Origin of the sequence: Sorangium sp. So ce367, from assembly GCF_051520455.1 — a bacterium.
GTDB classification, from domain to species: Bacteria; Myxococcota_A; Polyangia; order Polyangiales; family Polyangiaceae; genus Sorangium; species Sorangium cellulosum_B.
This window is the reverse complement of record NZ_CP150334.1, coordinates 11033848-11060803: the sequence shown is the minus strand read 5'-3', so window position 1 is coordinate 11060803 and position 26956 is coordinate 11033848. Positions and strand designations below refer to the sequence as shown.

Sequence of the window (26956 nt, the reverse complement as noted above, 5' to 3'; positions counted from 1 at the left end):
GGCATCCATCTGGCTTGCCGGTAATCTATCCTTGCTGCCGAGGAGAGCATGATGTCGCGACTGGGAGACGAGATACGTCGGCAGCAGGGCCAGCGGGAGAGCAAGGATGTGCTTCGGGCATACATAGAAGAGCTCGCCAGCGCGGACGAGCCGAAGTTCTCGACGCTTGAAACGAAGTTCTCGAAGCTGTTGAACGGCGACCCCGAAGGGGAGCGGTACTTCCTCGACACGCCCGGACGATGCGCCGCGCTCGAACGGGCCCTCGCGGTGCCGGCTGGTTGGATGGAACGCGAGCGACACGTTCGCGTGCTCATCCTGGATCCAGCGCTCGACGATTCGGTGCGAGAGTACCTGCGCGGACGCGAGGAGGTCGCCGGGGCGGGCCGCTTCGCTTGCCGCGAAGTCCCTGTGGACGGGGATCCGAGGCGGGCGCCGCGCGAAGTCGTGCTCGACGCCATCCGCCAGATCGCCGAGAGCGAGCCCCGCTACCTCGTCGTGGCAGCGTCCAACGGCGTGAATGATCGCATGTACTTCACGGGGGCCAAGATCGCGTGGTCGACGGTGACGAAGTCGCCGCGCGGCTTTCTCCTCGAGAGCGTGCCGGACCTCGTGCCGATGCCGGAGCCGGATCCGCCGTGCCGGTTCGACCGATTGGGGGAGCCGATGATGCCGGACGACGTGTTCGAGCGCGCGGTGCGTGAGGAGCTGGCGCGCGAGGAGCATCGGAGCGGGTTTTCCCGCTGGGGCCGCCCGGACTGCCGCGCGCCCGGGGGGTGCCTCTTCCGCGACCGGGACGACTATGAGGCGTTGAAGACGCTCATCGAGGAAGCCGACGCGCGGGAGCGCCGTCCTTCGTTCCCAGTCCACCGGCTCCTCCCCGTGCTCTCCGCTCGGGCCGGTCTCGGGTGGGCCATCACAGCGTCATGCGCCAGGCGGAACGGCGTTCTGGACCCAGATTGGGATCTACGCTACTCGTCCGAGGAGAACCCTGTGGTGTGGAGCGGGCGCGGCGGGGCATCTGGGGGCGTTCTCGCAGAGCTGGCGAAGAAAATTCTTTTCGACCAGTCGCGCGCGACGCTGTGCTGGACCCACGGCGAGCGCATCCTGGGTATCGGTCCAAACGTTGGCGCTGTTCGAGGATTGCTCGCGCCGTACCATGAGGTGTTTGAACCGGCGGTGTTTGCCCGTTGGAAGACCGCGAGCGAGCAGTGGAACCCATGGCGCGTCGAGCAGCGGTCCGAGCAGAGCGTCACTCGGAGCGAGCCGTGGAGGCAGCTGTGCGAGGCGATATCCCAAGAGACGGGGATCTCGATCGAGGGCACGGTTGCGGGGTGGCAACAGGCCATGGCACGACAGTGGGCTGGCCCGTGCTGGCCCTTTCGCTTGGCCTCACCGGAAGAAGCCGCACGGGCACACGAGGTGCTCTCAGAGCTGGCCTCGCGAGCGTGGCAGAGCGACGAACCGACACGACCCTTGCTGCTTGACGCGGCGTCGCGAGCTCGTCTCGTGATACTGGCGGGCCATGGCGAGGCCGGGACGGTGCATGTGCTCGCCGACCTTGGAGCCGGGCACGTGCTCCGGGTCCTCCTCCTGCGCTTTCCCTCGGAGGAGCCGCAGGTCATCGACGAGCTCCGCGGTGGGGCGCTCGACGGCGGAGATGTCCACGGATGGCTTGAAACCAAGTACGAACGACTGCTCGAGGGGAGTGCGCTTCCGGCGCGAGCGCGTCGACGGCGTGAGGACGACGACGATTGAAGCGGGAGGCACACCGCTGCGGGGCTGTCGGCTCCACGCGAGGCCGAAGAGCTGCTTGACCCCTCGCGACATGCACACGTCTGCGCGCTCAGCTCATCCGAGATGAGAGCTGGACAGTGGAAGCATGTCGGCGCTGTTCTTGACGCTGGGCGTGCGCAGGAGCCGCGCGGTTCACCGGCCCATGACTCGTGAACGCCTTTATGAGGATAGGCGGACCACGTCCTCGACAACGTGATCGAGCTCCTCCTGTGGAAGGCCGGGATCGGGCACGCGCCGCCCGAGCCGCTCGATCTGCTCGACGGTCGGGTACCTGAGGTTCCTCAGGTCAGTCGCGTTCACCTGGGTGTGCCCGTTGAACTGCCGAACGTGTGTATCCACGAGCGTCGAGTTCAAGAAGGCCACGAGGCCGCGGGCCATCACGGCCGGCAGCCCCTTGCCGTTTCGGTGAAGCACGTTGAGGTGGTTCTCGAACCCGATCCTGTCGCCCGGCGCGCTCTCGGGCGTGAAGAGGGCGGCGACGACCCGCCGCCGCTCCTCCTTCGACGAGAAGCGCTTGACGAGCACGTAGTTCCCGCTGGGCATCCAGAGATCGGCGGTTCCCGGAGCGTCCACGAGGGCGTTCGGCTTCTTGCCGTGTTTGGGCCAGCGAACGACGCCTGACGCGAGGTGCGTGGGGTAGATCAGTGGACCGGTGTCCCTGCCGGGCTCCTGCCGCAAGAACTCACGCGCTCGGAAGTCGACGACCTTCCCCGTCGAGACGCCCACGTTCAAGTCCGCCAATCGGGAGGGCATGCGCGCGAACGTGGCAGCGACCCTCTCCCCGGCGTCGTCCGGCACCACGTGGACGAACAGCTCGGGATCTCCGGGCCGGACGACGTGCTCGACTGGCACGGAGCGGACCGACAGCAGCTCGCCTCCGGGACCGCGCGACGACGAGATGGTGACGGACTCGCACCGACCGCCCCTGACAGCGTGAATGATGACGTTCTCTTGAAGGACCTCGTCCTCCGCGAACGCCGCTTTGCGCGATTCGAAGACGTGCACCCTTCGCAGCGACATCTCTCGGAAGAACAGCTCCCGGAACGGTCGAAAGTAAGGACCATTGCAGAAGCTCCGGGGGGTGATCGCGACGAGCTCCCCGCCCGGCTCCAGAAGGAGGATCGCGAGACCAAGAAAGGCCGTGTACAGGTTGCTGGTCTCGAGGCCCACGCGCCGCAGCGCCGCCCTCGCCTCGGTGCCCGAGTTGAGCTTCTTGTAAGGTGGATTCAGGATCGCGTGCGTGAACGAGCGCGGCATGCCCGGGCGAGGCCGGCCGCCGTCGAGTTGCTCGACGGCTGACCGGATGAAGTCGGCCTCGATGATGCGGGCAGCGAAGTCGATCCCGGCGCCGGCGCACTCGTCACGACACGCCCGCGCCGTCCGACGCAGGTACGCCGCGAGCCGCGGGTCGATCTCGAAGCCCGTCGCGCGGATCGCGCTCGGGCGTATCCGGCGGGCGCATGCGCTGGCCGTGAACGCCGCGAGGAGGCTGCCCACACCGGCGCCGGCGTCCAGCACGCGGATCTCCTCGCAGGACAGCTCGAACAGCGACGCCATGAACGACGCAACCGGCGGCGGCGTGAGGAACTGACCCAGCTCGGACCGCGTGCGGGGATCGAGCGCCCGCGCGGCCTCGATGCGGTGGAGGTCGACGCGGTCGAGGAGCGGCGGCGGGGCGGCTGCCTCGAGTCTCGCTGCCGGGCTCATCGATGACGTGGTTACCGCAGCTGGGGCATCGAGCCAACGGTACCTGGGCGGTGAACGCGCCGTGGGCGCCTCGCCAGCGAGGCGGCGCCCACGGCGCGCCGTTCAGGCGGCCTCTTGCCGCGCCGCCACCGGGGCGAGCGGCGGTATCCCGAACCGCTCGCGCACCTCGCCGAGCGGCAGGTGAACGACGCCCCAGAAGTCCCAGCGATCGCTCAGATCGACCTTGCAGGCCGCGCCGCGCGCCACCGCGCGCAGCACCTTGCGCGCCTCGAAGAGCCCGACCTGCGGCGCGGCGACGGGCGTGATCTGGATCCCGAGGTGGAACTGCAGCATCACGAAGAGCAGGAAGGCGAACCCGTCGCGCCGGACGAACCCCGCCTGGAACGAGCCGGCCTGGATCTCGCCCGCAGGATCGGTGTCGTACTCCGCGAGCACGTGGCCGAGATCGTGGAACACCATGCGCTCCGGGATCGCGTCCCGGCTCTCGCCGGGAAACAGGAAGCCGCGCGCTGTGCAGTGCTCCCAGAACACCCGGCCGAACGTGCCCTCGGGCAGGAGCCCGAGCTGCTTGTAGCGGAGAGCCCGCGAGCGATCCTCGGCGCCCGCGCGGAAGAAGGGCCCGAGGAGCCTGCGCACGCCGGCCAGGCCCTCTTTCCTCAGGACCTCGCCGGCGAACGCGCCGACGAGCCGGCGCCTCACGGCGGCCTTGGCGAGCCCCCTGTGGCCGCGCGCCACGAGGCGGAGCACGCCCACGCCCTGCTCGCGCACGCCGAGCGCCCGGGCGAGCGCCTCGACCGCGTCCACCTCGGCCGCCGTCACCTCGCCGTCCGCCATCGCGGTCACGAGCGCGAGCTGCACGAGCCGCTTGCGCCGGTGCGGATCCGGGATCGCGCTGGCCACCGCCTCGGGCGCGACGCGCGGCAGCCCGTCGACGTCGGCGCGGGCGCCGTGCAGGGCCGCGAGCTCCTCCAGGACGGCGCGCTGCTCCGGGTCGAAGCGCGCGAGCGGGCCGTCGGCCAGGGCCACCTCCCGGAGCGCGCCGAGCGCCGCCGGGAGCTCATGCGACAGAAACACGACGATATCCATGCTGACCTCCTCTTCAGACAAGGGGTTTCACGCACCACGTTCCGTGAACGTGGCTCACTCTCGCTGGAACGCGCTGATCGCTGACAGGATCGCCGCCGAGATCTCGGGCGGCAGCGACCTGGCCGTCTCCATGATCACCCGGACCCGCTCCGCGCTCGCCTGGTCGACGAAGCGGCGGCCGAGCGGCGTGAGCGCGAGCGTCTTCGCGCGGCGATCCTCGGGATCCTCCTGCCGCGCCAGGAGCCCCCGCTGCACCAGGCCATCGACGAGCCGGCTCCCGGCCGAGGCCGAGAGCCCGAGCGACGTGGCGAGCGCGGTGACGCGCACCGGGCCGTCCTGATCGACGAGGTGCAGCGCGGCCACCTGCGCCACGCTGAAGTCCTCCTCGTGCAGCGCGCGCGCGAGCCCCGCGATGATGCGCGAGAACATCATCCGCGTGAACCGCTCGAGCGGCGAGCCCAGGACCTTTTGCTTACTCACAATATTGTCTATTACGCATTAGTTGCTAATGCGCAAGTAATTTTCGGCGCGTTTGCGCGAGCCCAGCGCGGGTCCGTCCGCCGCGGAGGGCGGACCCGCGCGCCGCGCGGCCGGCCACACCGACCGGCGCTGGCGGTCAGCCGCACGGGCCGGCCGCTTCACGCGGCGGTCGCGTCGGGTGGCGGTTTTACGCGCGGGCGCCGGTCACTTGCGGGGGCCGGTCACGTGGACCTCGCGGAGGCGCGCCCGCGCCGCCGCGTAGTACGGCTCGATCTCCTTCGCCGCCGTCGTGCCCCAGAGGTTCTTCCGCTCCTCCGGGTCGCTCGCCAGGTCGTAGAGCTCGAACCGGGCGCCGCCCGAGATCGTCAGCTTCATGTCGCCCCGGAGGAACGACCGCCGCGCGTCGTTGTACGGCCCTGCCGGCATGTCGATCAGCACGTCGCGCGCCTGGGCCTGCTCGCCCGGGGCGAGGAACACGTCGGGCAAGAGCGACGCGCCCGACAGGAAGTCGCTCGCGGCCGCGCCCTCGGCAGGCCCGGGCACCCGCATCAGATCGAGCAGCGTCGGCGCGATATCGATCAGGCTGCGCCGCGCCGAGACCCGGGACGGCGCCGCGCCCGGCACGTGGACGACCAGCGGCACCCGCACGAGCTCCTCCCAGAGCTCGAAGCCATGGCGGAACATCTTGTGCTCGCCGAACGCCTCGCCGTGATCGCTCGTCACGACGATCGCCGTGCGCCCGCCGTAGGGCGCCGCCGCGATCGCGTCGAGCAGCCGGCCGATGTGCCGGTCCGTGAAGGCCACCTCGCCGTCGTAGAGATCCCGCTGCGAGGCCGCGCCGAAGCCCGCAACGTCGTCGTGCCGGAGGTAGTCGGCGTGCGGGTCGAGGTAGTGGACCCACAGGAAGAAGCGCCCGCCCGTGTTCTCGGCCGACCCGATCAGCCGCAGCGCGGCGTCGGTCAGCGCGGCGCTCGTCGCCTTGTTGTCGACGTCCCAGGGCGCGCCCTCCGGCGGCGCCGCGGACATGTCCACCACGTCGAAGCCGCGATCGAGCCCGCCGAAGCTGCCGAAGTAGCGGTGCCCGTGCACGCTCATCGTGCGCACCCCGGCGCGCTTCAGGCGCTCGGCGACGAACGTGTCCTCCTCGCTGAACTTGTTGAAATGCCCCCAGTTCCTGTGGGTCTCGCTCCCGTACTTGCCGATGAGCATCGGGCCGACGCTCTTGCCCGTGTAGGACGCGAGCGAGTACGCGCGCTCGAACACCGTGGAGCGGGCCGCGAGGCCGTCGAGGTTCGGCGACACGGGCCGCGGGTTGCCCGCGTAGCCGAGGTCCCAGCGGAGCGTGTCGACGGTGACCAGGACGACGTTCAGGTCCGCCGGCAGGCGCGCCGCGGGAGCGTCGGCGCTCGGGGCCGCCTTGGGGGCGGGGGCGAGCGCGGCGAGCGCGGCGGCCGTCAGATCGCCGCCGGAGCAGTCGTCGTCGACGCCGTTGTCGAGGATCTCCTCGGCCAGCGGGTGGACGCGCGCGTCGCGGTCGTCGCAGTCCCCGCCGCCGAAGAGGCCGGCCGCGCGGTCGCCGTCGCGATCGGTGAGGCGGCGCAGGACCGCGAGGCTCTTGCCTCCGACGGGCGCGCCGCGCTCGATCGCCTGCGCCACCGCGGGCTCCGCGTTGAGCGCGGAGGCGGCGCGCGCGGTGAGCGCGAGCGGCAGGAGCGCGGCCAGGAGCGCGACCGGCGCGCGCGCCGTCCGGACGGCGACCGGCGCGAGGAAGGCGGCGAGCGCGACGACCAGGAGGAGCGCCGGGGCGCGCAGGTCGAGCTCGGGGCGCTTGAAGATGCCGTAGACGCCGAGGAAGCCGCCCTCGCCCGAGACGCCGCCCGTGGCGACGCCGAACGCGAACAGGGCCGCGGCGATCGCGAGCGCGACGCCGCCCGTGACCGCCGGATCGACGCAGGCGGGGCGGCCGTCGCTGGCCTTGGCGAGCGCGCGCCGGAGCGGCGGCGTGAGGGCGAGCACGGCGAGGCCCGCGATGAGGCCGAGGCCGAGCGCGCCCGCGGCGACGGCGGTGCCGACCAGGAGGGGCGCGGCCTCGAGGCCGAGCAGGGCGCGGGCGAGGTGGGCGGACAGGGTCATCCAGAGGAAGGCCGCGAGCACCGCGAGCGGCACGAACGCCGCGATGTCGGCGGGCCGGCCGATCGCCCGCACCCGCAGCGCGCCCACGAGCGTGGCCGGCGACGGCGGGCTCGACGGGTCGACCACGATCGCGGAGGCGCCCGCGAGCAGACCGACGACGAGCGCGACGGGCGCGAACACCCCGGTGTCCGCGAGGTAGGTGGCGAGCTGGAAGGCGGCGTCGTCGCCGGCGCCCGCCGTGGCCCACCCGGCGTCGAGCGACGCGGCCACGACGCCGAAGACGCTGGCGCCGAGCGCGCTCCTGGCGAGCCGCCCCGCCCACGCGCGGGCCAGCGTCGGGACCGCGGGGCCCGGCGAGCTCGAGGCTCGCTTCACGCCGGGCCCCGCTTCCGCGCCATGGGGTGAGCGGCGTCATAGACCTTGAGCAGGTGGTCGATCGAGACGTGCGTGTACCGCTGCGTTGTGGCGAGCGAGGCGTGCCCGAGCAGCTTCTGGATGGCCCGGAGGTCGGCGCCGCCGTCGAGCAGGTGGGTCGCGCAGGTGTGCCGGAGCGCGTGGGGGTGCAGGTCGGCCCGGCCGGCGCCGAGCGCGCCGTAGCGCTGGACGAGCGCCTGGACGCGGCGCACCCCGATGCGCGCGCCGCGGCGGGACAGGAAGAGGGCGCGGGGGTCGCGGGCGCCGGTCGTCGGATCGGCGAGCTCGTCGCGCCGCTCGAGGTAGCGCTCGATGGCGGCGAGGGCGTGGGAGCCGAGCGGGACGATCCGCTCCTTGTCGCCCTTGCCGACGACGCGCACCGCGGCCCTGTCGGCCGGGCGCCGGTCGACGTGGGTGAGGTCGAGCCCGCAGAGCTCGGAGACGCGCAGGCCCGCGCCGTAGAGGGTCTCCAGCATGGCGCGGTCGCGGAGCCCCTCGGCCGTCTCGGCGCCGGGGATCTCCATGACCTCGGCGGCGGCGTCGACGTCCAGGAAGGTGGGCAGCGGGCGCCGGACCTTGGGCAGGGCGAGCTGGGCCGCCGCGTTCTTGTCGACCTCGCCGCGCCGCTCCAGGTAGCGGAGCAGGGCGCGGGCGGCGCCCACCTTGCGCGCGATCGAGGCGGGCGCGTGGGTGCGCGCGAGCGAGCCCAGCCAGCTGCGCAGGAGGAGCACGTCGAGGCCATCCACGGCCGTGGCCTCGTCCGGAGAGGGGGCCTCGCCGGTGGCCGGGGCCTTGCCGGGGGCCGGGGCCTTGCTGCGCGCTCGCGCAGGGCGGTGATCGGCGTTCGCGGCCGCCTTCTCGCGGGCGAAGCGCGCGAGCTGCTCGAGGTCGCGCCGGTACGCCGCCACGGTGTGGCGCGAGGCCCGCCGCTCGGCCGTGAGGTAGGTCAGGAAACGCGCGATCGCCTGCTCGAGCGTGGTCCCGCCGGATCGATCGCCGCTCCGCCGCGCGTGCATCACGGGGTTTGCCCTACCATCAGGACGCCGCCGCAGGCAAAGACTCGCCGGCGGCCGAGGTGGAGCGCCGCTCGGCCGGCGCCGCTGCGCGGCACGGCAGGCGAGGCGGGCGCTGGCCGGAGGGGACCGCGGTCGCCACGTCCCGCGGCGGGCAGGTGGAGGTCGCGGGGCGTGTCTCGCCATGCCCTGACAAGAAACGCCCCTCACGGATCACGAGCGAACCACCCACCCGGTGGGCGACATGGCGCGAGCGCCGCTGGCTCCCGGTTCTGCTGTCCAGGATGATCCATGATCTGCGCTGTCGAGGCGTGAATCGGACTGCAGAGCGCGGCGGTGAAGACCGGCTGTTTCGACGCGCGTGAGACCGGCGCCCGCTCGCTCGCCGCGAAGGAGCTGCTCAATCGTAGTTGCCCCTGACGGACCGCGGCGGGACGCGCCTGTGATCCAGGTGTGTACGCTGCTCTCGGTGTGGTACGAGGGCTTGCCCGGGGCCCGGGCGCACGAGGAGCATGAAATGACCAACGCCGCCGTGAGCGAGCCGGCCGTCGAGGCGCCGCCGAAGCTTTCCTTTGCTCAGACCCTGAAAAGCCTGCCGCGCTCCTTCTGGATGGGCTGCATCATGGAAATGTGGGAACGGCTGGCTTACTACGGCGTGCGTGTCGTCATGCCCATCTATATCGCGCAGGCTGACGAACCCGGAGGGCTCCACTTCAGCCAGCAGGACAAGGGCACCATTTACATGGTCTGGGCCCTCATCCAGTCGCTGCTCCCGATGATCAGCGGCGGTTACGCCGACCGGTACGGTTACAAGCGCACGATCTTCATCACGGTGTGGCTGAAGATCATCGGTTATCTGCTGATGGCGACGCAGCGGAGCTTCACCGGCTTTCTGCTCGGCGTGGTCATCCTCGCGACGGGCACGGCCCTCTTCAAGCCCGGTATCCAGGGCACCCTGGCCCAGTCGATGGACAAGTCGAACTCATCGGTCGGCTGGGGCCTCTTCTACTGGCTCGTGAACGTGGGCGCGGCGATCGGCCCGCCGCTCGCCGGCTACCTCCACGGCAAGAGCTGGTCGTGGGTCTTCTATGGCTGCGCCGCCATCATCTCCCTGAACTTCCTGATGCTGTTCACGTACAAGGAGGTCGACTCCGGCGCTGACAAGACCTCCGGGGCGTGGAAGGTCTTCAAGGACACGATCAAGAACATCTGGGACGCGCGGCTCATCACCGTGATCCTGCTGCTCTCGGGGTTCTGGCTGATGATGTACCAGCTCTGGGACCTGATGCCGAACTTCTACACGGACTGGATCAGCAGCACCTCCTTCGTGCAGAACAACCCCTGGCTCCCGGCGTCGTGGCTCGATATCAAGGATCCGCGCGGGGTCCAGCTCAAGCAGGAGAACGTGATCAACCTGAACTCGGTGAGCATCGTCCTGCTCCTCGTGCCCTTCTCGTACCTGGTGGCGAGGATGAAGGTGCTCTCGGCGATGACGCTGGGCATCCTCGTCGCCATCTTCGGCATCCTCGTCGCAGGGACCACGACGTCGCTCTACGTCCTCTTCGTGGGCATCCTGCTCTTCTCCATCGGCGAGATGCTGACCGGCCCGAAGAAGAGCGAGTATTTCGCGCTCATCGCGCCGAAGGGAAAGAAGGCGCTCTATCTCGGTTACGTCAACATCCCGGCGGCGATCGGCCCCGCGATCGGCGCGCAGATGGCGGGGATCCTCTATGGGACCCGGGGCGAGAAGGCCACGCTGGCCCTGCGCTACCTCGCCGAGAAGACCGATCTCGCCAAGGGGAAGGCCTGGAACGGCGACGTGGCGTCGCTCTCGGAGCTCCTCGGGGTGTCGCGCCAGCAGGCCTTCAGGACGCTGCAGGAGACGCTGCACATCGACGCCGCCGAGGCCACGCGCCTGCTCTGGGACACCTACCGGCCTTACGAGATCTGGTATTCGTTCGCGGCGATCGGGGTCGCTTCGCTCGTGGGGATGCTGATCTTCTCCCGGCGCTCGAGGCGGTGGAAGGACCTCGACGTGTAGGGCGCGTGGCCGCGCCGGCGCGGGCGAGGCGGGGGGGTGTAGGGCACGTGGCCGCGCCGTCGCGGGCCTGGCGCCGGCTGGCGCGGCCGGTCGCCGCACGAGCGGCGCCTCCAGGCAGGGCAGCTCGCGGTTACGTCAACGCTTCGGCCGCCGTCGTGGCGGTGACGGCGCGCTCGAGCCACCGTTCCAGGACCTCGAGCTCGGCGCAGCCCTCGATGCGTGCGTCCTCCTCAGGACGCAGCGCGAGCTGCCGCTGCGCGAGCACCCTGCGCAGCGCGGTTCGGGCCTCCGAGAGGCGACCCCGCTCGATGCCCCGCTCGATGCCCTTCTCGACCAGCTTCTGCTGTACGTCCGGGTTTGCACCGAGCAGAGCCTGAAGGATCTCTCGCTCCCGCGCCTTGACCTCGGGGTCCTCACCCTTGCCAACCCACCACAACAGCTCTTCGCGCACGGTCGCCGACATCGCGGTGAATCTTACCATGCCGAGCACCCACGCGAGCGGCATTCGCGAGGCGACCCACCGGGCAAACTCGTCGAGCGCCCGTCCGGAGCGGGCAACCAGGAAGGGCACGAGCTCGTCGCGCAGCGGAAGGTCGTTGGCTGCGATCCACAGGAAGGGGAAGCTCGACGGCTCCACACGGTAGCAAGCCGGCCCGATCGTGACGAGCGCGCGTTGCGCCCGCAGCCAGTCGGGCACGTGCGGCGCGACGAGCCAGAGCGGCTCCTGGCCCGACCACGCATGAGTGCTCTCTTCCGCCCGTTGCACCTGCCTTGCCTGCCGCCGGAGCAGCGCGCGCTCCACGGCCGGGAAATCGAGATGATCTCCTGGCATTTTCAGCTCGACCAGGACCTCCTCGTGGCTCCCGGCCTCTGGCCACGGGGCGGGCAGCGCTGCAATACGGTCGGGGTGGCGTACGAGCAGGAGCCCATCGCTCTGCACCTTCACCAGGCCGATCTCGGGCGGATCCTGCCATGTGACAGCACCGCCGGTGATCCGCTCCGTCTCTGCGGCAAAGGTGCGTTTGGCGAACTGGTCCGGCTGCCCCACGCGCGGCTCAGTAACAGAGCGTGTCCACGGGAACCAGCGCGTTTTGCCGTGTTCTTCGCCGCTTCGTCTCTTACGCGCGGTGGTGCATGCGCATCACGAGATCGCATTGCGAACGATTTTTTATTTTTCGGATCATCCGCTCCGCTGCTGGACTCGCAGCGCTCCGGCCTACTCGCACGCCTCGCCGAGGACGTACCCGTGCTTGCAGATGCAGCGGCACTCGACCTCGAACTCGGGCTCGTTGCACGCCGGCCGGACCTGCCGCACCTGCTTCGCCGTCCGGCCCTCCCTGTCCTTCACCTGCACCTCGATCTCGTAGTCGTGATCGAAGATGTCGCTGCCCGACCAGTTGTTCGGGCAGACTCCCACGTTCGCGAAGGTCGAGATGTCGGCGTCGACGCTCGCTCCCCAGCCGTCGCCGGTCGGCCTGAGGTTGACCGTCCTCGACTCGGACATCACACGCCCGGACGCGGGATCGCGGAGCGAGCCGGACAGCTGGACGCCGCAGGCGCTCAGGTTCGTCGCCCGGACGCCCAGGAAGAGCACCCGCCCGCCCTGCGGCGGCATGATGATGTCGATCCCGTCGCCGTCGCTCACCGGGTGCGCCGCGTCGCTCGAGTCGAGCGCGATGACCTCCATGCGGATGTCGGCGCCCTCCTCGCCCAGGTACCCGAGCTTGCAGGCGTGCTCGACCGGCGGGGGATCCCCGCCGTCGTCGGCGCACGCCGGCGCGGCGAGCAGCAGCGCGGCGAGCCCGCGGCTCGCCGCAGCGGGCCAGGCCATCAGCGGTCCCGCCCCTCCGGCGCCGGAGGATCACCCCCGTCGTCCTCGGGCTCCTCCCGCGGGATCGGCGCGCGCGGGCGCCTCGTGGCGCCCAAGGAGCTGGAGCTGATCGGCGCCATGGTGATCGGCGCCATGGTGATCGGCGCCACCGCCCGCGAGTCGGGCGCCGGGCGCTGAGACAGCGCGTCGCCGCGCCACCTGCCGTCGACGTCCGCCTCGGCGCGCCCCGGCGCCTCGCTGGGCGCCGAGCTCCATTCATGGAGACCAGCCTGTGGGAAGGGCGTGCGCTCGGCCAGGTACGCCGCGAGCAGCCGATCGCGCTCGAGCTCTTCCGTGCTCGGCGGCGGGGGAGGATCGAGCGTCGGCAGCTCGTCGGTCCACGTCAGGTCCGCTTCGTCCAGGCTCGAGCCGGACCCGGCGCTGGAGAACGCGCGCGGCGCGTTCCGCTCCGTCGGGACAGGCTCCGGCGCGTAGCTTGGGGCACCGCCCGGCGCATGGCTGGAGGCACGGGCCGGGGGCGGGCTGGGGGTACGGGGCGCCGCGTGGCCAGGGGCGCGGTCCGACGCGTGGCTGAAGGCACGGGCCGGCGTGGGGCTAGGGGTGCGGGGCGGCGCGTAGCCCGGGGCACGGTCCGACGCGTGGTTGGAAGGACGGGGCGGCGGATAGCCAGGGGCGCGGTCCGACGCGTGGCTGGAAGGATGGGGCGATGGATAGCGAGGGGCAGGGGCGCGGTCCGACGCGTGGCTGGAAGGATGGGGCGATGGATAGCGAGGGGCAGGGGCGCGGTCCGACGCGTGGCTGGAAGGATGGGGCGACGGATAGCGAGGGGCAGGGGCACGGTCGGACGCGTGGCTGGAAGGATGCGGCGATGGATAGCGAGGGGCAGGGGCACGGTCGGACGCGTGGCTGGAAGGATGCGGCGATGGATAGCGAGGGGCAGGGGCGCGGTCGGACGCGTGGCTGGAAGGATGCGGCGGCGGATAGCCCGGGGCGCGGTCCGACGCGTGGCTGGAAGGACGGGGCGGGGTGTACGTGGGCGCCTGATCGAGCGCGCTGGCGGGCGGAGGCTCGGACGCGAAGGAAGGGCTCCGCGAGGTCGGCGGCGGTCCCGGCGGCGGCGGATCGATGGTCGGGAGCTCGTCGTCCCAGTCCCAATCCTCCGGATCAACTCGGGAATCCGACCGGCGCGACGACGCGCCGAGCCGGAGATCCCCCGACCTCCGCGACGCCGGGAACGCCGCCGGAGGGCCGATCGTCGGCAGCTGGCCCACGCCCGGATCCCGCGCCGGCGCGTCGTCCCGGCGCTCGATCTGCCGCGACGGGCGCGTCGGCTCGGGCGCCGGCACGGAGTACCTCGTCGACGCGACCTGCCCGAAGGGCCGCGAATCCCGCGGCAACCGCGGCGGAGGAGGGACGGCCATCGCCGCGCGCGCCGCCGCCGTCGAGGGGGGCGGCTGCGTCGAGATGAGGTTCTCGTCGCGACCCCGCTCGGCCGGCGCCGGGCGCTCGGCCGGCGCGGGCTGCCGGGGTTGCATGCTGGTCGGCGACGACCCGGCCTGCGCGGAGCCCGCGAGCGGCCTGCCGAGCCACGCGGCCTCCTTGCGCGCCTGCGCGGCGCGGGCGCCTTCCTCCGAGCGGACCGCGCGCGGCGCGAGCGTGTCGCCCGGCTCCGTCGGCGGGACCTCGTCGCCGAAGAGCACCGGCGCAGCGGCCGTCACGCGCGACTCCACCCCCGCGGCGCCCCTCCCGGAACGGAAGCCGAACGCGGCGCGGATCGCCCGCTCGTGGTGAGGCTCGACCTCGACGGGCCGGACGATGAAGCACGGCTCCGCGCCCGGCGCCCGCTGCGAGAGGTCGACGTCGAACGGCGCGCCGTGGAGGTGGCCCTGCTCGTCGAACAGGACGCGCACCGGCGGCTGCGCGAAGTGCGCGGGCGACAGCGGCGTCGAGAGCACGACCCCGAGCTCGCCGGTGCTCAGCTGCACGAACGTCCCGGTCGGGATGATGCCGAGCGCGCCGACGAGCAGCTTGCCGATCGCCCGGTCGGTCGCGCTCTCGGCGCCCGTGATCATGCGCTGGAGCACGGCGTCGAGCGACGAGGCGCCGCCCGATGCCGTCTCGATCGTCGGGAACGGCGCCGTCCGGAGCTCCGTGAACTGGCGGGCCGCCGCCAGGATGCGCGCGAGCACCGTGGGGCTGCGCCGGCCGCCGTAGAGCGGGCCCTGCCGGCCGCCTTGCCGGAGCGCGAGCGCCTCGTAGGCGATGACCGTGCGCGTGATCGAGGGCGCGTGCAGCTTGCCGAGCGCCGTCAACATGACGGCCGCGCTCGCGGGCAGCCGCTCCTTCTCGTCGTCGCTCAGGCCGCGCTCGAGGAGCGAGCGCGCGACAGGCTCCTCGCCGTCGGCCGAGCCGGCGAGCACCCCCGTGAGCCGCAGCCGGCTCACGTCGTAGAGCAGCGCCGCGGTGACGAGGCTCCCGAGCATCCTCCTGTCGGTCGTGAGCTGCCGGGCGATGCCCAGCGCGACGATCGCCGTGGACACGCTGAGGCCCCCCTCGTCCGGGTCGGCGATCTTGCCCGCGGCGACCGAGAGCAGCAGGCGCGCGTCCTCCTCGGCCGCGGCGACGAGCTTCTGCGCGACGCGCTTCACCCGCTGCGGCAGGATCACCGGGGACGAGCGCAGGGCCGCGTAGAACGACCGCATCACGAGGATCGCCGCCGCGTAGGTGCGGCTGATCCGGCCGATGCGGGTGCCGTCGCCGTCGATGGCCCCGCCGGGGAACGGGTTCGTGAGCTTGCGGACGCGGACGCCCCGCAGGCTCGACTGGAGGAGCCGCGCGGCGATGCTGCGGTCGCGCTGGGCGTCGGCGAGGAGGCGGGCGAAGGCGGCGAGCTCGGCCCGACGGACCGTCTTGTCGAGCACGAGCTCGGAGACGTCGCAGGCCTCGAAGAAGCTGCCGAGCTCCAGGGCGACCTCGTACGTCTCGCGCGAGGCGCGGAGCATCTGGCCGTTGATGAAGAGGGTGTTGCCCGCGAACACGATCGTCGCGGCCTCGCTCCCCGACAGCTCGCAGAACTGGACGATGCTGTCGATCGCGGACGGGACGAGCGACAGCACCGCCTGGTTCGAGTCGCTGTGCAGGAGGCACGCCTTCGCGAGCCGGTAGATCATCTGCACCAGGCCGAGCGCCGCGCGGCGCCGCCCGTCGGCCTTCACGCCCGAGATCGCCGTGTCGCCGGTGCTCTCGTGGAGGTTGGCTTTCTCCTCGCTCACGGCTTCCTCCCGCCGCGGGGCGACGGAGACGGCGCCGGCTTCGTCGAGGGCACCGCGCTGCCGGGCGTAGGCTCGATGGCCGTGCGGGACGGCGCGCCGAACGGCAACGAGGCGGGGCCCTGCCGCGCGCTGTACGGCGCGGCGCTGGCGCTCGAGGGCGGGGCGGGGGACCTCGGCGGCATGGCCGGGCGCGGCATCGACGGCGGCATCGGCGGCGGCGCGGCCGTCGGGCTGGTCGACGACGTGGAGGAAGGCGGCGGCCCACGCCGGCTGAACGGCACGGAGGTGGGAGGCGCCGAGGCGGCGCTCGTCGAGGCGGGCACCGGCGAGACGAGCGGCGGCCTGTAGGCGGATCGGCCGGCGTCGCCGCCGTTCGGGGCCATGGATCCGGGGCGCGGGGTGCTCCACGGCTCGAGCTGATCCGGCAGGCTGAGCGGCCCGCCCGGGCTCACGCGCCGGACCGAGACGGGCGAGTACGAGCGCTTCGCGCGGGAGGGCGGCGCGCTCGCGTCCGGGTGCGCCTGCGCCAGGGGACGATCGCTCGGGCGGGTCGGCGCGACGAGGCGCGCGGCGATCGCGACCGCGGCGCGCGCTGCGGCGTCGCGCACCGGCGGGGTGTTCCACCAGCGCGGCTTGGTCGCCTCCTTGACCGCGCGGAGCGCCTCGTAGCTCCGCGCCTGGCAGAGGAAGTGCGCGGCCAGCTCGCGGGTCTGCTCGATCGCCTCGGACGGGATGAGCTGGCGCTTCTCGAGCAGCTCGATCGCGAGCTTCTCGGCCCGCGCAGGGTTCAGCTGCGCGACGGTCTCGAGCCACTGCCGCCGCTCTGCCCCCGAGAGGTCGTGGAACGACGGCGCGACGATCCGCCGCACGAGCGTCGGGCCCGCGGCGAGCACGCCGAGCTTGCCGATGAGGCGCAGGGCCTCGCAGCGCACCAGCGGCGCGGGGTCGTCGAGGAGCTTCTGGAGCTCCTCCCGGACGCGGTCGGCGGCGGAGCCCGCGGAGCCGCCCTCGCCCGCGGCGGCGTCGGGGAGCTCGGCGAGCGCGTTGATGCGCACCTCGACGTGCGGGCTCGCGAAGCCGGCCTCCAGCGCGGCGAGGGCGCCGGGGGTCTTGAGCTGCGCGAGCAGCTGGAGGAGCGTCAGGGCGAGGGGGGCGGGGGCGCGAGAGAGCAGGTCCCCGAGCTCGGCCTCCCGGCCCGGCGCCCACCGCCGCATGTAGACGAACAGGACCTCGCGCAGGCGCTCGGACTGCACGGCGCCGTGGCACTGGCATGCGGCGCTGAAGAGCGAGCCGTCCTCGAGCGCGTCGAGCGCGTGGGCCAGCCCCTCGACGATCGCCGGGTCGAGCGGCGCCACGCTCCGGCTCGCGCCGGCCTGGGCCGCGCTCCGGCTCGCGCCGGCCTGCAACGTGTTCCGGCTTGCGCCGGTCTGCGCCGCGCTGCGCCCTGGGTCGGCCTGCGCCGTGCTCCGGCCCGCGTCGACCTGTGTCGCGCTCCGGCTTGCGCCGGCCTGCGCCGCGCTCCGGCCCACGCCGGCCTGCGCCGCCACACCTGCGGCCGCCGCGCCGCCGAGGGCAGCGCCTGCGGCCGCCCCGCCGTGGCCCGCCGCGCCGGGGGCCGACGCTCCCGTGGCCGCCGCGCCGGTGGCCGCCGGCTCCTCCGGGTGCGCCGTCGCGAGATCGTTGAGGATCGCCCGGAGCGCCTCGACCGGGAACATCGCCTGCGCGAGCGTCCGGTCGACGGCGCGCGCCGAGAGCTGCGGCAGCGCGGCGCTGGATCGACCTGCCGCGCCCGCCGCGCCGCGCTGCATGCCGTCGAGCCGCGCGAAGAACGCGCGCCGGAGCATCGTCTGCACCTCGAACGCGAGCTCGTAGCTGTGCAGGACGATCTGGTCGGCGGTCCACGCGGTGAGCGCCCCCGTCATGCGGTCCTCGTCGCCGTGCCGGACGGCGTCCACGTAGCCGTCGACGAACGCGTCCATGTAGCGCTCGTTCCACTGCTCCGACGGCAGCGCGATCTGGGCGCCGAGGGTGCTCCGGGTCAGCGGGTCGATGGCGAGCGCCGAGGCGGCCGCGCCCGTCTCCGCGAGCGCGGCCTCGACGTTCCGCTGGAGCGCCCTGCCCGCGAGCGAGCTCTCGTCCCACAGGCTCTCGATCTGCGCGAGGGCGCGCGCCCCCACCGCGACCTCACGGCACTGCTCCTCGAAATCCTCCAGGTCCGCGTCGCCCTCGGCGAACTGGTCGATCGCCATGTACGCGATGTGCTCGAAGCGCCGGTCCCAGAGCGCGGTCACGGCGTCGTCGTCCTCGCCCATGCCGAAGCTCTGGTCGCGGAGCAGGATGGCCGCGAAATCGCGGAGCTCGGCCTCGGTGATGCCGGCCTTGATCTGGATCTTCCGGACGCCGTCGGCGAAGAGCTGGTAGGGGATGCGATCGAACGGGGGCCTGTCGGGCTGCCAGATCGGCTGGCCGCCCGAGGTGAACGCGCTCGGGGTGACCTCCCAGCGGACGCCGAGGGGGTTCTGCGAGAGCGTCCGCGTGATCTCGTCGAACGCGAAGTGGATGCCCTTGTTCACGTGGGGGTGGTTCCACCCGTACTGGCGGATGTTGCTGAGCACGAGCGCGAGCTGCCTCCAGACGCCGACGAGCCGCTGGCAGGTCTGCTCGACGATCGACGGCGGATCCTGGTCCTCGTCGATGGTGTCGTTGCCGCGGACGAGCACGCGCGGCGCCTTCTTCTCGCGCGAGGGCGTCAGCTGGCCGGCGGCGTGCGCGGCCGTCAGCCGGCGGAGCTCGCCGCGCATCGCGGCGGCGCTCTGGAAGCGGCCCCCGCGCTCGAAGGCGAGCGCCTTGTCGACGAACGCCACGATCTCGACCGGCAGGTCGGGGACCTCGGTCGCGATCGACGGCGCGGTCTGCGTCGCGGCCAGGAAATACGACTCGGACTCGCTCCGGCCGCGGTTGAGCCGCTTGCCCGACAGCAGGGTGAACAGGCTCGCGCCGACCGACCAGAGGTCGGACCGGCCGTCGATGCCGGACACGCCCATCGCCTGCTCGGGCGACATGAAGGCCGGCGTGCCGAACGTGAGCCCCGCGCGCGTGGCCTGCCGCTCGGGGTCGCGCATCCGGGCGATGCCGAAGTCGAGGACCTTCACGTGGCCGGCGCTCGTGACGAAGATGTTCGCCGGCTTGATGTCGCGGTGGACGATGCCGATCGAGTGGCACTTCTCGAGCAGATCGAGCACCACGTCGAAGACGGGCAGCACCTGGGCGAGGGGGAGGGTGCCGCCGGCGCTGCTCGCGAGCCGCTGGAGCGTGGTGCCGGAGAGCAGCTCCATGACGAGGAACGGCTCGCCGCGGTCGCTGAGGTCGTCCTCGACCACGGCGACGCGCGCCGGGTGATCGACCCGGTTCGCGATCTTGCCCTCGCGCAGGAAGCGGTCCCGCAGCTCGGCGTTGCGCGCGAACTCGATGTGGAGGACCTTGACCGCCGCCCGCGTCCCCCTGCGGTGGGTCGCCGCGAACACCGCGCCCATGCCGCCGACGCCGAGCAGATCGTCGAGCCGCCACTTGGCGTTCAGGGCTGTCCCGATCCGCGAAGCGGCGGTGTCCACGAGGTTCGGCTCCTCGGCGTGCGGGTCGAGCGGGGCCATAGACCGGGCAGCGATCAGGGGCCGCGCAGTGCGCGGCAGAGGGCGAGCAAGCCTGGCCGAGCATACATGGTTCCCGCTGAAGCGCGAACCATGACAAGAACGTCCGCCCCCACGGAACAAAGGTGGGAGAGGCATCCTGTGGGGCTGCTGCCAGGCGCTTCGCAGCGCGCAGCGCGCGGGTCACGTGGGGTCACGCGGGGTCACGTGGGTTCACGTGGGTTCACGTTTCCGCGTGCAGCCGATAGAGACGATCACGGCCCGCCGCGGAGCGCGCCGACACGCTCGGACACTCACCGACGATTCCCTGCTTCAGCGCACGTCCAGCCGCGGCGCTGCGCCGGCGTCCTGCTCGGGGGCGCCTGGCCACTCGGGGCACGTGGCGCGGTAGTCGATGCCGGGCATGAGCTGCGCCCATTCCTCGCGCGTGAAGTTGCGCCCGGCGTAGGCGCACGCGCGCGCCATCAGCGACTCGGCCGCGATCGAGAAGACGCGCGCCGCGCCGTCGTTTGCGGCGGTCACGACGCGGGTGGCGTCGGGGCTGAACACGGCGTCCGTCAGCGTGACGCCCTCGGCGCGGAGGGTGATCGCCTCGCCCTGCCCGTCGACGGGGAGCACCCGCGCGATGCCGTCGCTCGACACCGCGACGAGGCGCGCGCTGTCGCTGCTGAACGCGACGGTCCGGACCGCCGCGCCGAGGCCGCTCAGGAGGACGGGCTGGCCCTGGCCGTCGACGCGGAGCAGCCGCACGCCGCCGTCGAGCGCGGCGATCGCGACATGGCTCCCGTCCGGGCTCACCGCGATGGCGGCGATCGCCCGGTCCTCGTACCCCGACGGGAGGACGCGCGGGACGCCGCGGCCGTCCGCGGGCCAGACCTTCACGTTGGGCCCCGACGTCGCCACGATGTGCTGGCCATCCGGGCTGAACGCCGCCCGGAGCAGCCCCGCGCGCTCGTCGCGCAGCACGACGGGCTCTCCCGGGACGCCGTCCTCGAACACGCGCAGGATGCCGTTCCACGAGGTCGTGACGATCCGGGTGCCCTCCGGGCTGAAGGCGACGCCCACCACCCGGTCGTCGTGGACCCCGAGCACGATCGGCTCGCCCCGCCCATCGGCGCGCCAGATCCGCGCCGTCTTGTCGGCCGAGCCGGTGACGAGGCGGCTCCCATCGGGGCTGAAGTCGACGCTGAGCAGGTGCTCCGCGTGCCCGCGGAGGACGACGGGCTCGCCCGAGCCGTCGGCCCGGAAGACGCGCGCGGTCTTGTCGGTCCCGGCGGTGGCGATCCTGCTGCCGTCGTGGCTGACGGCGATGCCGGTCAGCGGCCCCTCATGGCCGCGCAGGAGCAGCGGCTCGCCCCGCCCGCCGAGCCGCCACACCCGCGCGGTCCCGTCCTCCGACGCGGTGACGACGCTCGCGCCGTCGCGGCTGAAGGCGGCGCTGTTCACGACCCCCTCGTGGCCCTCGAGGACCATCGGCGCGCCCTTGCCGTCCGCGCGGAAGACGCGCGCGGTCCCATCCGCGGAGGCCGTGACGACCGCGCCGCCGTCGGCGCTGAACGCGGCGCTGCGCACCGCGCCCTCGTGCCCGCGGAGGACGACGGGCTCACGCCGGTTCGCGCCGGGGATGCGCGCCGTTCCGTCGCCCGTCGCGAGGACGATGCGGTCGTCCACCGGGCTCGTGTCCGCGCTCTCGACGCCCGGCCCGTGCCCCTTCAGCGCCGCGGGGGCGCCGTGCCCGTCGGCGCGGACGACGTGGACCGTCCCGCTGATGGCCGTGGCGAGGATCCGGGCCCCGTCATGGCTGAACACCGCGCGCCGGATGAGCCGCTCGCCCAGGGGCACGACGAGCGGCGGCTCGCCCTCCATGCCCAGGCGCCACACGTAGATCGCGCCGCCCGTCGTCCCCGCGACGACGCGGCTGCCATCCGGGCTGAACGCCACGCTGGTCGGCGCGGCGTCCCTCGTGCCGAGCGCGCGAACCTCGTGGCCGTCGGGGCGCCACAGGCGCACCGCGCCGTCGGTCGACGCGGTCGCCAGGAGGCTCCCGTCGTGGTTGAAGGCGACGGCGACGACGCCGCCGGGGGTGGCGGCGCGCAGCACGAGCGGCTCGTCGCGCCCGCCGAGGCGGAAGATCCTCGCGGCCCCGTCGGCCGAGGCGGTGGCGACGAGGCGGCCGTCGGGGCTGAAGGCCGCGTGGTGGACCGCGCCGCCGTGCCCGACGAGCACCTCCTGGTCGACGGCGGGGCCCCAGACCGCGTCGCCGAGCGCCTGCACCACGGCGGGGCCCGCGGGGCGGCCGCTCGCCCTGGTGGCGAGGGCCGCCTCCACGGCGAGCAGGCGCGCGCGGGGCAAGAGGCCCTCGGCGCGCTCCTTCGCCGACTGGGCCGCGAGCCGCCGGGCGTCGTTCTCGCGCGACTCCTGCCGCGCGCGGACCAGCGCCCGCTCCTCCTTCCCCATCTGCCAGAGCAGCACGAGGGTCAGGCCGCCGAGCAGCGTGACGGCGACGGCGAGCACGCTGATGAGCCGCCGCGTCGACCGCTTCTGGCCCTCCGCCCGCGCGCAGGCGGAGAGGAACGCCCTCTCCTCCGCCGAGAGGTCCGCCCGCCCATCGCACCACGACGTGAGCTCCGCGAGCGCCGCGCCGCCCACGAGGTAGTCGTCTCTCCGGCCGTGCGACAGCCAGCGCGCGAGCGGCTCCCGGGTGGCTCGGTCCGCCTCCCGTGACAGGACCCACGCCCGGTCGAAGACCCTGCGGACGACGCGATTGCGCACGTCGAGGTACGGCGCGCCCGAGGCCGCCGTCCGCTCCACGGAGAGCCCCGAGAGCAGCAGCGTCCGCTGGACCGGATCGCCGGCGTCGACGCCCACCCGGTGGCCGTCGAGCAGCTGCTTGTAGAGCTGGAGGAGCGCCGGCGCCCGCCCGCAGCGGGGCCACTGCGCCTCCAGGCACCGCTCCGCGTGGCGCAGGTTCGGGTCCTCGGTCCGGCCCTGGTCCAGGAACCGCCGCGCCACGGCCTCGTCGACGTCGAGATCGCGCCGCTCTCCGGCGAGATCGGCGCAGAGCCGCTGCGTCATGTAGGGGTGGCCCGAGGTCCACGCGAAGACCGCGTCGAGCAGCGCGTCGGGGTCGGCCACGAGCCCCTCCAGGCCCGCGCGGAAGCCGCGCGCCTCGGCGCGGGTGAAGTCGTCGAGCCGGATCGGGCGGCCGATGTTGAACGGCGCGCGCGCCGGATCCGCGACGAGCTCCGAGGGCGCCGCCGCCCCGAGCAGGCAGAACGTCAGCCGGGTGTTGGCGGGGCGCTCCGCGCGCCGGTTCACGAAGGCCCGGAGGATGGCGAAGAAATCGTCCCGCGAGAACGGGAGGGCCAGCGTGGCGTCGACCTCGTCGATGAACAGGACGATCGCGGAGGAGATCTCCACGAGCACGACGTCCTCGAGCCAGCGCAACCAGCAGTGCACCGGCCCGAGGTGCCAGTGGGCGTCCCAGAACTCGTCCGGCGGCTCCAGCCCGAGCTGCTCGGCGATCTCCGACGCGATCCCGAGGTACCAGCTCACCGGCGAGGTGGTGTCGGTGCCGAGCGCCCCGAGATCGACGCTCGCGCACTCCACCTGCTCGGCGCGGAGCCGCGTCGAGACCTGGAGTCGCAGGCTGGACTTCCCGGTGTGCCGGGTCGAGAGCACATAGCAGAGCTCTCCGCGCAGGAGCGCCTCGAAGAGCTCCCTGTCGGCGGGGCGCTCGATATAGATCACGCCCTCGCCCACGGTCCCGCCCGCCTGGAACCGGCGCCTGTGATCTCCGGCACTGGCCTTCGCCTGAACGAGGTCGGGAGGCGCCGAGAAGGTCACGAATCTGACGGTGCCATGCGACGCCAGGACCGTCAACGGAACGACAGCCCGTGTCGCTGGCGTCCGCGGCGAAACAACAGGGCTCGCGACGGCGCGGTGAATGTCACGCGAATGTCGCGTCGACCGGATGGGCTGGCGCCCACACGATCGGGATTCGCCGGCGAAGGCGCTGGCGACGCGCGCCCCGGCCCCGGCTGTGCGCCTGCGTTGCGCGCGGCGCGATTGCGTGTGCGTCGGTGGTGTCGCGCCGCGAAAACCCGCTTTTTACGTCCAGAAATCGTGGACCGGGCCACCGCTGCTGGTGTAGCGTTCGCGCCGTGCGAGGAGCGTTGAGGGCGGGGCAGAATCGCGTGGTGGCCGCGCCGGCCGCCGCGCCGCTGCTCGTCTGCGCATTGCGCTCCGCGGCTCGGAAGGCTCCTGCAGACACTACGGCTTTGCCTGACACTCCAGAAGCTCCTGCCGGAGCGCGCGGGCGGCCTGACCCGGACGCGCTCGCGCCGGCCGCGCCGCTGCCCATCGGGCTCATCCGTCGAGATGGGCTCTCGTCCGGCGCGTGTGTCGGCTCGCGTGGATGCATGATGGCTCGACGCGCCGAGCTAAGGTGATCACGATGGACCGGCGGCGATCGAGACTCTCCCTCTGGCGGACGGCGCGCGCGGCCGCCCTCGCGCGGGCGGCCGGGGTCGCCTCACTGGCGCTCCTCGCGGCGGCGTGCGCCGAGCTCGACGAGGAGCCCGTGCGGTCGGCCTCGCTCGCGGCGCACGCGAGCGACTGGCGGGAGGAGATCATCTATCAGGTGCTGATAGACCGCTTCGCCGACGGCGACGCGGGGAACAACCACCGGGTGTCCTCGGCGCCGGGCAGGTGGCACGGCGGCGACTGGAAGGGGCTCGAGGAGGGTCTGCCCTACCTCGAGGCGCTCGGCGTCACCGCGCTCTGGATCTCGCCGATCGTCAAGAACGTCGACACCGACGCCGGCGTCGACGGATACCACGGTTACTGGACGCAGGATTTCACCGAGCTGAACCCCCATTTCGGCGACCTCGCGTCGCTGCGCCGCCTCGTCGCGTCGGCCCACGATCGCGGCATGAAGGTCATCCTCGATATCGTGACGAACCACGTCGGCCAGCTGTTCTATTATGATATCAACGAGAATGGGCAGCCCGACGCGGACGTCCACGGCGGCGGCGAGGACGGGCGCCTCCAGCTCGAGGCCGTGAACGAGTACGATCCGGAGTTCGACCCCCGCGGCGTCCAGGCGCGGACGTCGCCCGGCAAGTCGGGCCCGGCGCCGATCGTCTTCCGCCACGAGCCCGCGACCAACCACCTCCCCCCGCAGCCCGAGCTCTTCCAGGATCCCGAGGTCTACAACCGCAAGGGGCGCATCCTCGATTTCGAGGATGTCGACCAGCTCGTGCACGGCGATCTCCCGGGCGGCCTCAAGGACATCGACACCTCCCGCTGCGACGTGAAGCGGGCGATGGTCGACGTGTTCGTGCGCTGGGTCGAGCTCACCGACGTCGACGGGTTTCGCATCGACACGCTGAAGCACGTCGAGCACGAGTTCTGGCGCTATTTCACGCAGAACGTCCGGCTGCAGCTGGCGGCGATGGGCAAGACCGATTTCTTCATGTTCGGAGAGGCCTTCGACGGCAAGGACGACCTCGTCGGCAGCTTCACGAAGCACGAGGTCCCGGCCCACCCGCACGACGAGGCGCTCGGCGGCAACCTCGAGCGCGAGAACGCCGACGAGGCGGAGGGGGGCTGTCCGGGCGCCGCGCCGATCACGGGGGACTCTGTCGACTCCGTGCTGTATTTCCCCCAAGCTTATCGGGTCTTTCGCGACGTCTTCCGCGACGCCCGGTCCACGCGGCGGATCGAGGAGCTCTGGGACGCGCGGGCGCTCAACTACGGCGCTGAGCCGAACGCGAACGGCATCGGCGTCCCGCCGCTGAAGGCGCTCGTCAACTTCATCGACAACCACGACGTCCCGCGCTTCCTCCATGTCGGCCCGGGCGCCTCGCCCTTCAAGGCCGATCCCGAGGCGGCGCTCAAGAATGCGCTCCTGTTCCTCTTCACGGAGGAAGGCATCCCTTGCCTGTACTACGGCACGGAGCAGGGCTTCAGCGGCGGCGACGATCCGGCGAACCGCGAAGATCTCTGGGAGAGCGGCTATGACACGGAGCGCCCGCTCTTCCGGTGGATCCAGCGGCTCACGGCGCTTCGCAGGGGCTACCAGGCGCTCACCGCCGGCGAGCAGCGGGTGCGCTGGTCGACGGAGCGGACGGGCGAAGGGGACGAGGACGCGGGGATCTTCGCGTTCGAGCGGGGGGAGCCGGACGGCGACTATGCGCTCGTGGTGCTCAACACGCACCCCCGGAAGCAGAGCTCGACGAGCTTCAACGGGGCGGCGATGACGACGGGGCTGACGCGGGGGACCGTGCTCGTCGATGTGCTCTCGCCCGAAAAAAAGACATATAGGGCGGGCGCGAACGGCGCTGTCACCGTCAAGCTGCCTCCGGTGAGCGGGGCGCTGCTCATCCCGGAAGACCAGATCATCCATGGTCTCTGATCCTGCCTGGCACTCCTCCCTTCCAAGAGAGTCTCCAACATGGCGTCTGTCAAAGTGCGCGGACTCAACAAGCGATTCGGCCAGACCCACGTGCTGCGCGGCGTCTCTGTCGACGTGCCCGACGGCTCGTTCGCCGTCCTCGTGGGACCGAGCGGCTGCGGCAAGTCGACGCTGCTGAGGCTGCTCGCCGGGCTCGAGGAGGCAGACGACGGTACGATCGCGCTCGGCGACCGCGACGTCACGCGGCTGGAGCCGCGCGATCGCGACATCGCGATGGTGTTCCAGTCGTACGCCCTCTACCCGCACCTCACGGTGCGCGAGAACCTCGCCTTCGGCCTCAAGCTCCGGAAGACGCCGCCGGCCGAGATCGAGGCGCGCGTGAAGGAGGCGTCGGAGATGCTCGGGCTCGGCCCGCTCCTCGACCGGCACCCCCGGGCGCTCTCCGGCGGCCAGCGGCAGCGCGTGGCCATGGGCAGGGCCATCGTGCGGCGGGCGCAGCTCTTCCTGTTCGACGAGCCGCTCTCGAACCTCGACGCCGCCCTGCGCGCGCAGGTGCGGGTCGACATCCGCAAGCTGCACGATCGGCTCGGCGCGACCAGCGTCTACGTCACCCACGATCAGGTCGAGGCCATGACGCTCGCGGACGAGATCTTCGTGCTCAACAAGGGCGTCGTCGAGCAGTCGGGGCCGCCCCTCGAGGTCTTCGCCCGGCCTCGCACCCGGTTCGTGGCGAGCTTCCTCGGCAGCCCGGCCATGAACTTCGTCGACGCGCGCCTGGAGAGCCGGGGCGGCCGGTGGGTCGCGGCCCAGGGCGACCTCGCCATCGACGTCGACGCGGCCGACTTCCCGGGCGCGCTCTCGTCCGGGCGGCAGGTGACGGTCGGCGTGCGCCCGCACGAGGTGGACCTCGCCTCGGGCGACGGCGGCGCCCCGTTCGAGGTGGCGATCGTCGAGGCCCTCGGGGCCGAGTCGTACGCGCACGGCACCGTCGCGGGGGCGCCGTTCGTGGCGCGCCTCGACCCGGCCGCGCGCGTCGCGAAGGGGGACACCGTGCGGGTCGCGCTCCGCCAGGTGCACCTCTTCGACGCGGACTCCGGGCTGAGCCTGCGAGAAGCGTGAG

General features: G+C 72.6%; 14 protein-coding genes. 4 read left to right on the top strand and 10 right to left on the bottom strand.

The annotated features are described in order from the left end of the window. Positions 1–48: 48 nt before the first annotated feature. Complete coding sequence (locus WME97_RS41915; protein ID WP_437546241.1) at positions 49–1755, top strand: hypothetical protein; 1707 nt, start codon at positions 49–51, stop codon at positions 1753–1755. 198 nt (positions 1756–1953) lie between these two features. On the opposite strand, the gene WME97_RS41910 is transcribed toward WME97_RS41915, so the two are convergent. The 5 genes from WME97_RS41910 to WME97_RS41890 form a co-directional block, all read right to left on the bottom strand. Continuing rightward, positions 1954–3501, bottom strand: coding sequence for an Eco57I restriction-modification methylase domain-containing protein (locus WME97_RS41910; RefSeq protein ID WP_437546239.1), 1548 nt, complete (start codon positions 3499–3501; stop codon positions 1954–1956). A gap of 102 nt (positions 3502–3603) precedes the next feature. Continuing rightward, positions 3604–4587: a hypothetical protein gene (locus WME97_RS41905; RefSeq protein WP_437546237.1), complete on the bottom strand. Its 984-nt coding sequence runs from the start codon at positions 4585–4587 to the stop codon at positions 3604–3606. A 54-nt stretch (positions 4588–4641) separates the two neighbouring features. Further along, the gene (locus tag WME97_RS41900) at positions 4642–5067 is read right to left on the bottom strand and encodes a MarR family winged helix-turn-helix transcriptional regulator (protein WP_437546235.1); all 426 of its coding nucleotides are present in this window, start codon (positions 5065–5067) and stop codon (positions 4642–4644) included. Positions 5068–5271: 204 nt separating this feature from the next. Further along, positions 5272–7575, bottom strand: coding sequence for a sulfatase-like hydrolase/transferase (locus WME97_RS41895; RefSeq protein ID WP_437546233.1), 2304 nt, complete (start codon positions 7573–7575; stop codon positions 5272–5274). Beyond that, positions 7572–8630: a tyrosine recombinase XerC gene (locus tag WME97_RS41890; RefSeq protein ID WP_437555594.1), complete on the bottom strand. Its 1059-nt coding sequence runs from the start codon at positions 8628–8630 to the stop codon at positions 7572–7574. Before WME97_RS41890 ends, WME97_RS41895 begins: the two co-directional genes overlap by 4 nt. A gap of 514 nt (positions 8631–9144) precedes the next feature. On the opposite strand from WME97_RS41890, the gene WME97_RS41885 reads away from it, so the two are divergent. Then, positions 9145–10668, top strand: coding sequence for an MFS transporter (locus WME97_RS41885; protein ID WP_437546231.1), 1524 nt, complete (start codon positions 9145–9147; stop codon positions 10666–10668). Between the two features lie 130 nt (positions 10669–10798). On the opposite strand, the gene WME97_RS41880 is transcribed toward WME97_RS41885, so the two are convergent. The 5 genes from WME97_RS41880 to WME97_RS41860 form a co-directional block, all read right to left on the bottom strand. Continuing rightward, entirely contained in the window at positions 10799–11716 is a 918-nt protein-coding gene (locus tag WME97_RS41880) for a hypothetical protein (RefSeq protein WP_437546229.1), read from the bottom strand. 168 nt (positions 11717–11884) lie between these two features. Beyond that, positions 11885–12499: a hypothetical protein gene (locus tag WME97_RS41875; RefSeq protein WP_437546227.1), complete on the bottom strand. Its 615-nt coding sequence runs from the start codon at positions 12497–12499 to the stop codon at positions 11885–11887. Beyond that, positions 12499–15771: a hypothetical protein gene (locus WME97_RS41870; RefSeq protein WP_437546225.1), complete on the bottom strand. Its 3273-nt coding sequence runs from the start codon at positions 15769–15771 to the stop codon at positions 12499–12501. Before WME97_RS41870 ends, WME97_RS41875 begins: the two co-directional genes overlap by 1 nt. Beyond that, positions 15768–19421: a protein kinase domain-containing protein gene (locus WME97_RS41865; protein ID WP_437546223.1), complete on the bottom strand. Its 3654-nt coding sequence runs from the start codon at positions 19419–19421 to the stop codon at positions 15768–15770. The genes WME97_RS41870 and WME97_RS41865 overlap by 4 nt, the downstream gene beginning before the upstream one ends. A gap of 309 nt (positions 19422–19730) precedes the next feature. Continuing rightward, entirely contained in the window at positions 19731–23264 is a 3534-nt protein-coding gene (locus WME97_RS41860) for an AAA-like domain-containing protein (protein ID WP_437546221.1), read from the bottom strand. A 610-nt stretch (positions 23265–23874) separates the two neighbouring features. Here WME97_RS41860 and WME97_RS41855 point away from each other — a divergent pair. Continuing rightward, positions 23875–25836, top strand: a complete 1962-nt coding sequence (locus tag WME97_RS41855; protein WP_437546219.1) for an alpha-amylase family glycosyl hydrolase — start codon at positions 23875–23877, stop codon at positions 25834–25836. A gap of 39 nt (positions 25837–25875) precedes the next feature. After that, positions 25876–26955, top strand: a complete 1080-nt coding sequence (locus tag WME97_RS41850; protein WP_437546217.1) for an ABC transporter ATP-binding protein — start codon at positions 25876–25878, stop codon at positions 26953–26955. The last annotated feature ends 1 nt before the right edge of the window (position 26956 follow it).

Coding starts and splice junctions, on each gene's coding strand:
- WME97_RS41885 (WP_437546231.1), top strand. CDS start 9,145: ATGACCAACGCCGCCGTGAGCGAGCCGGCCGTCGAGGCGCCGCCGAAG.
- WME97_RS41915 (WP_437546241.1), top strand. CDS start 49: ATGATGTCGCGACTGGGAGACGAGATACGTCGGCAGCAGGGCCAGCGG.
- WME97_RS41905 (WP_437546237.1), bottom strand. CDS start 4,587: ATGGATATCGTCGTGTTTCTGTCGCATGAGCTCCCGGCGGCGCTCGGC.
- WME97_RS41875 (WP_437546227.1), bottom strand. CDS start 12,499: ATGGCCTGGCCCGCTGCGGCGAGCCGCGGGCTCGCCGCGCTGCTGCTC.
- WME97_RS41855 (WP_437546219.1), top strand. CDS start 23,875: ATGGACCGGCGGCGATCGAGACTCTCCCTCTGGCGGACGGCGCGCGCG.
- WME97_RS41865 (WP_437546223.1), bottom strand. CDS start 19,421: ATGGCCCCGCTCGACCCGCACGCCGAGGAGCCGAACCTCGTGGACACC.
- WME97_RS41850 (WP_437546217.1), top strand. CDS start 25,876: ATGGCGTCTGTCAAAGTGCGCGGACTCAACAAGCGATTCGGCCAGACC.
- WME97_RS41910 (WP_437546239.1), bottom strand. CDS start 3,501: ATGAGCCCGGCAGCGAGACTCGAGGCAGCCGCCCCGCCGCCGCTCCTC.
- WME97_RS41890 (WP_437555594.1), bottom strand. CDS start 8,630: ATGCACGCGCGGCGGAGCGGCGATCGATCCGGCGGGACCACGCTCGAG.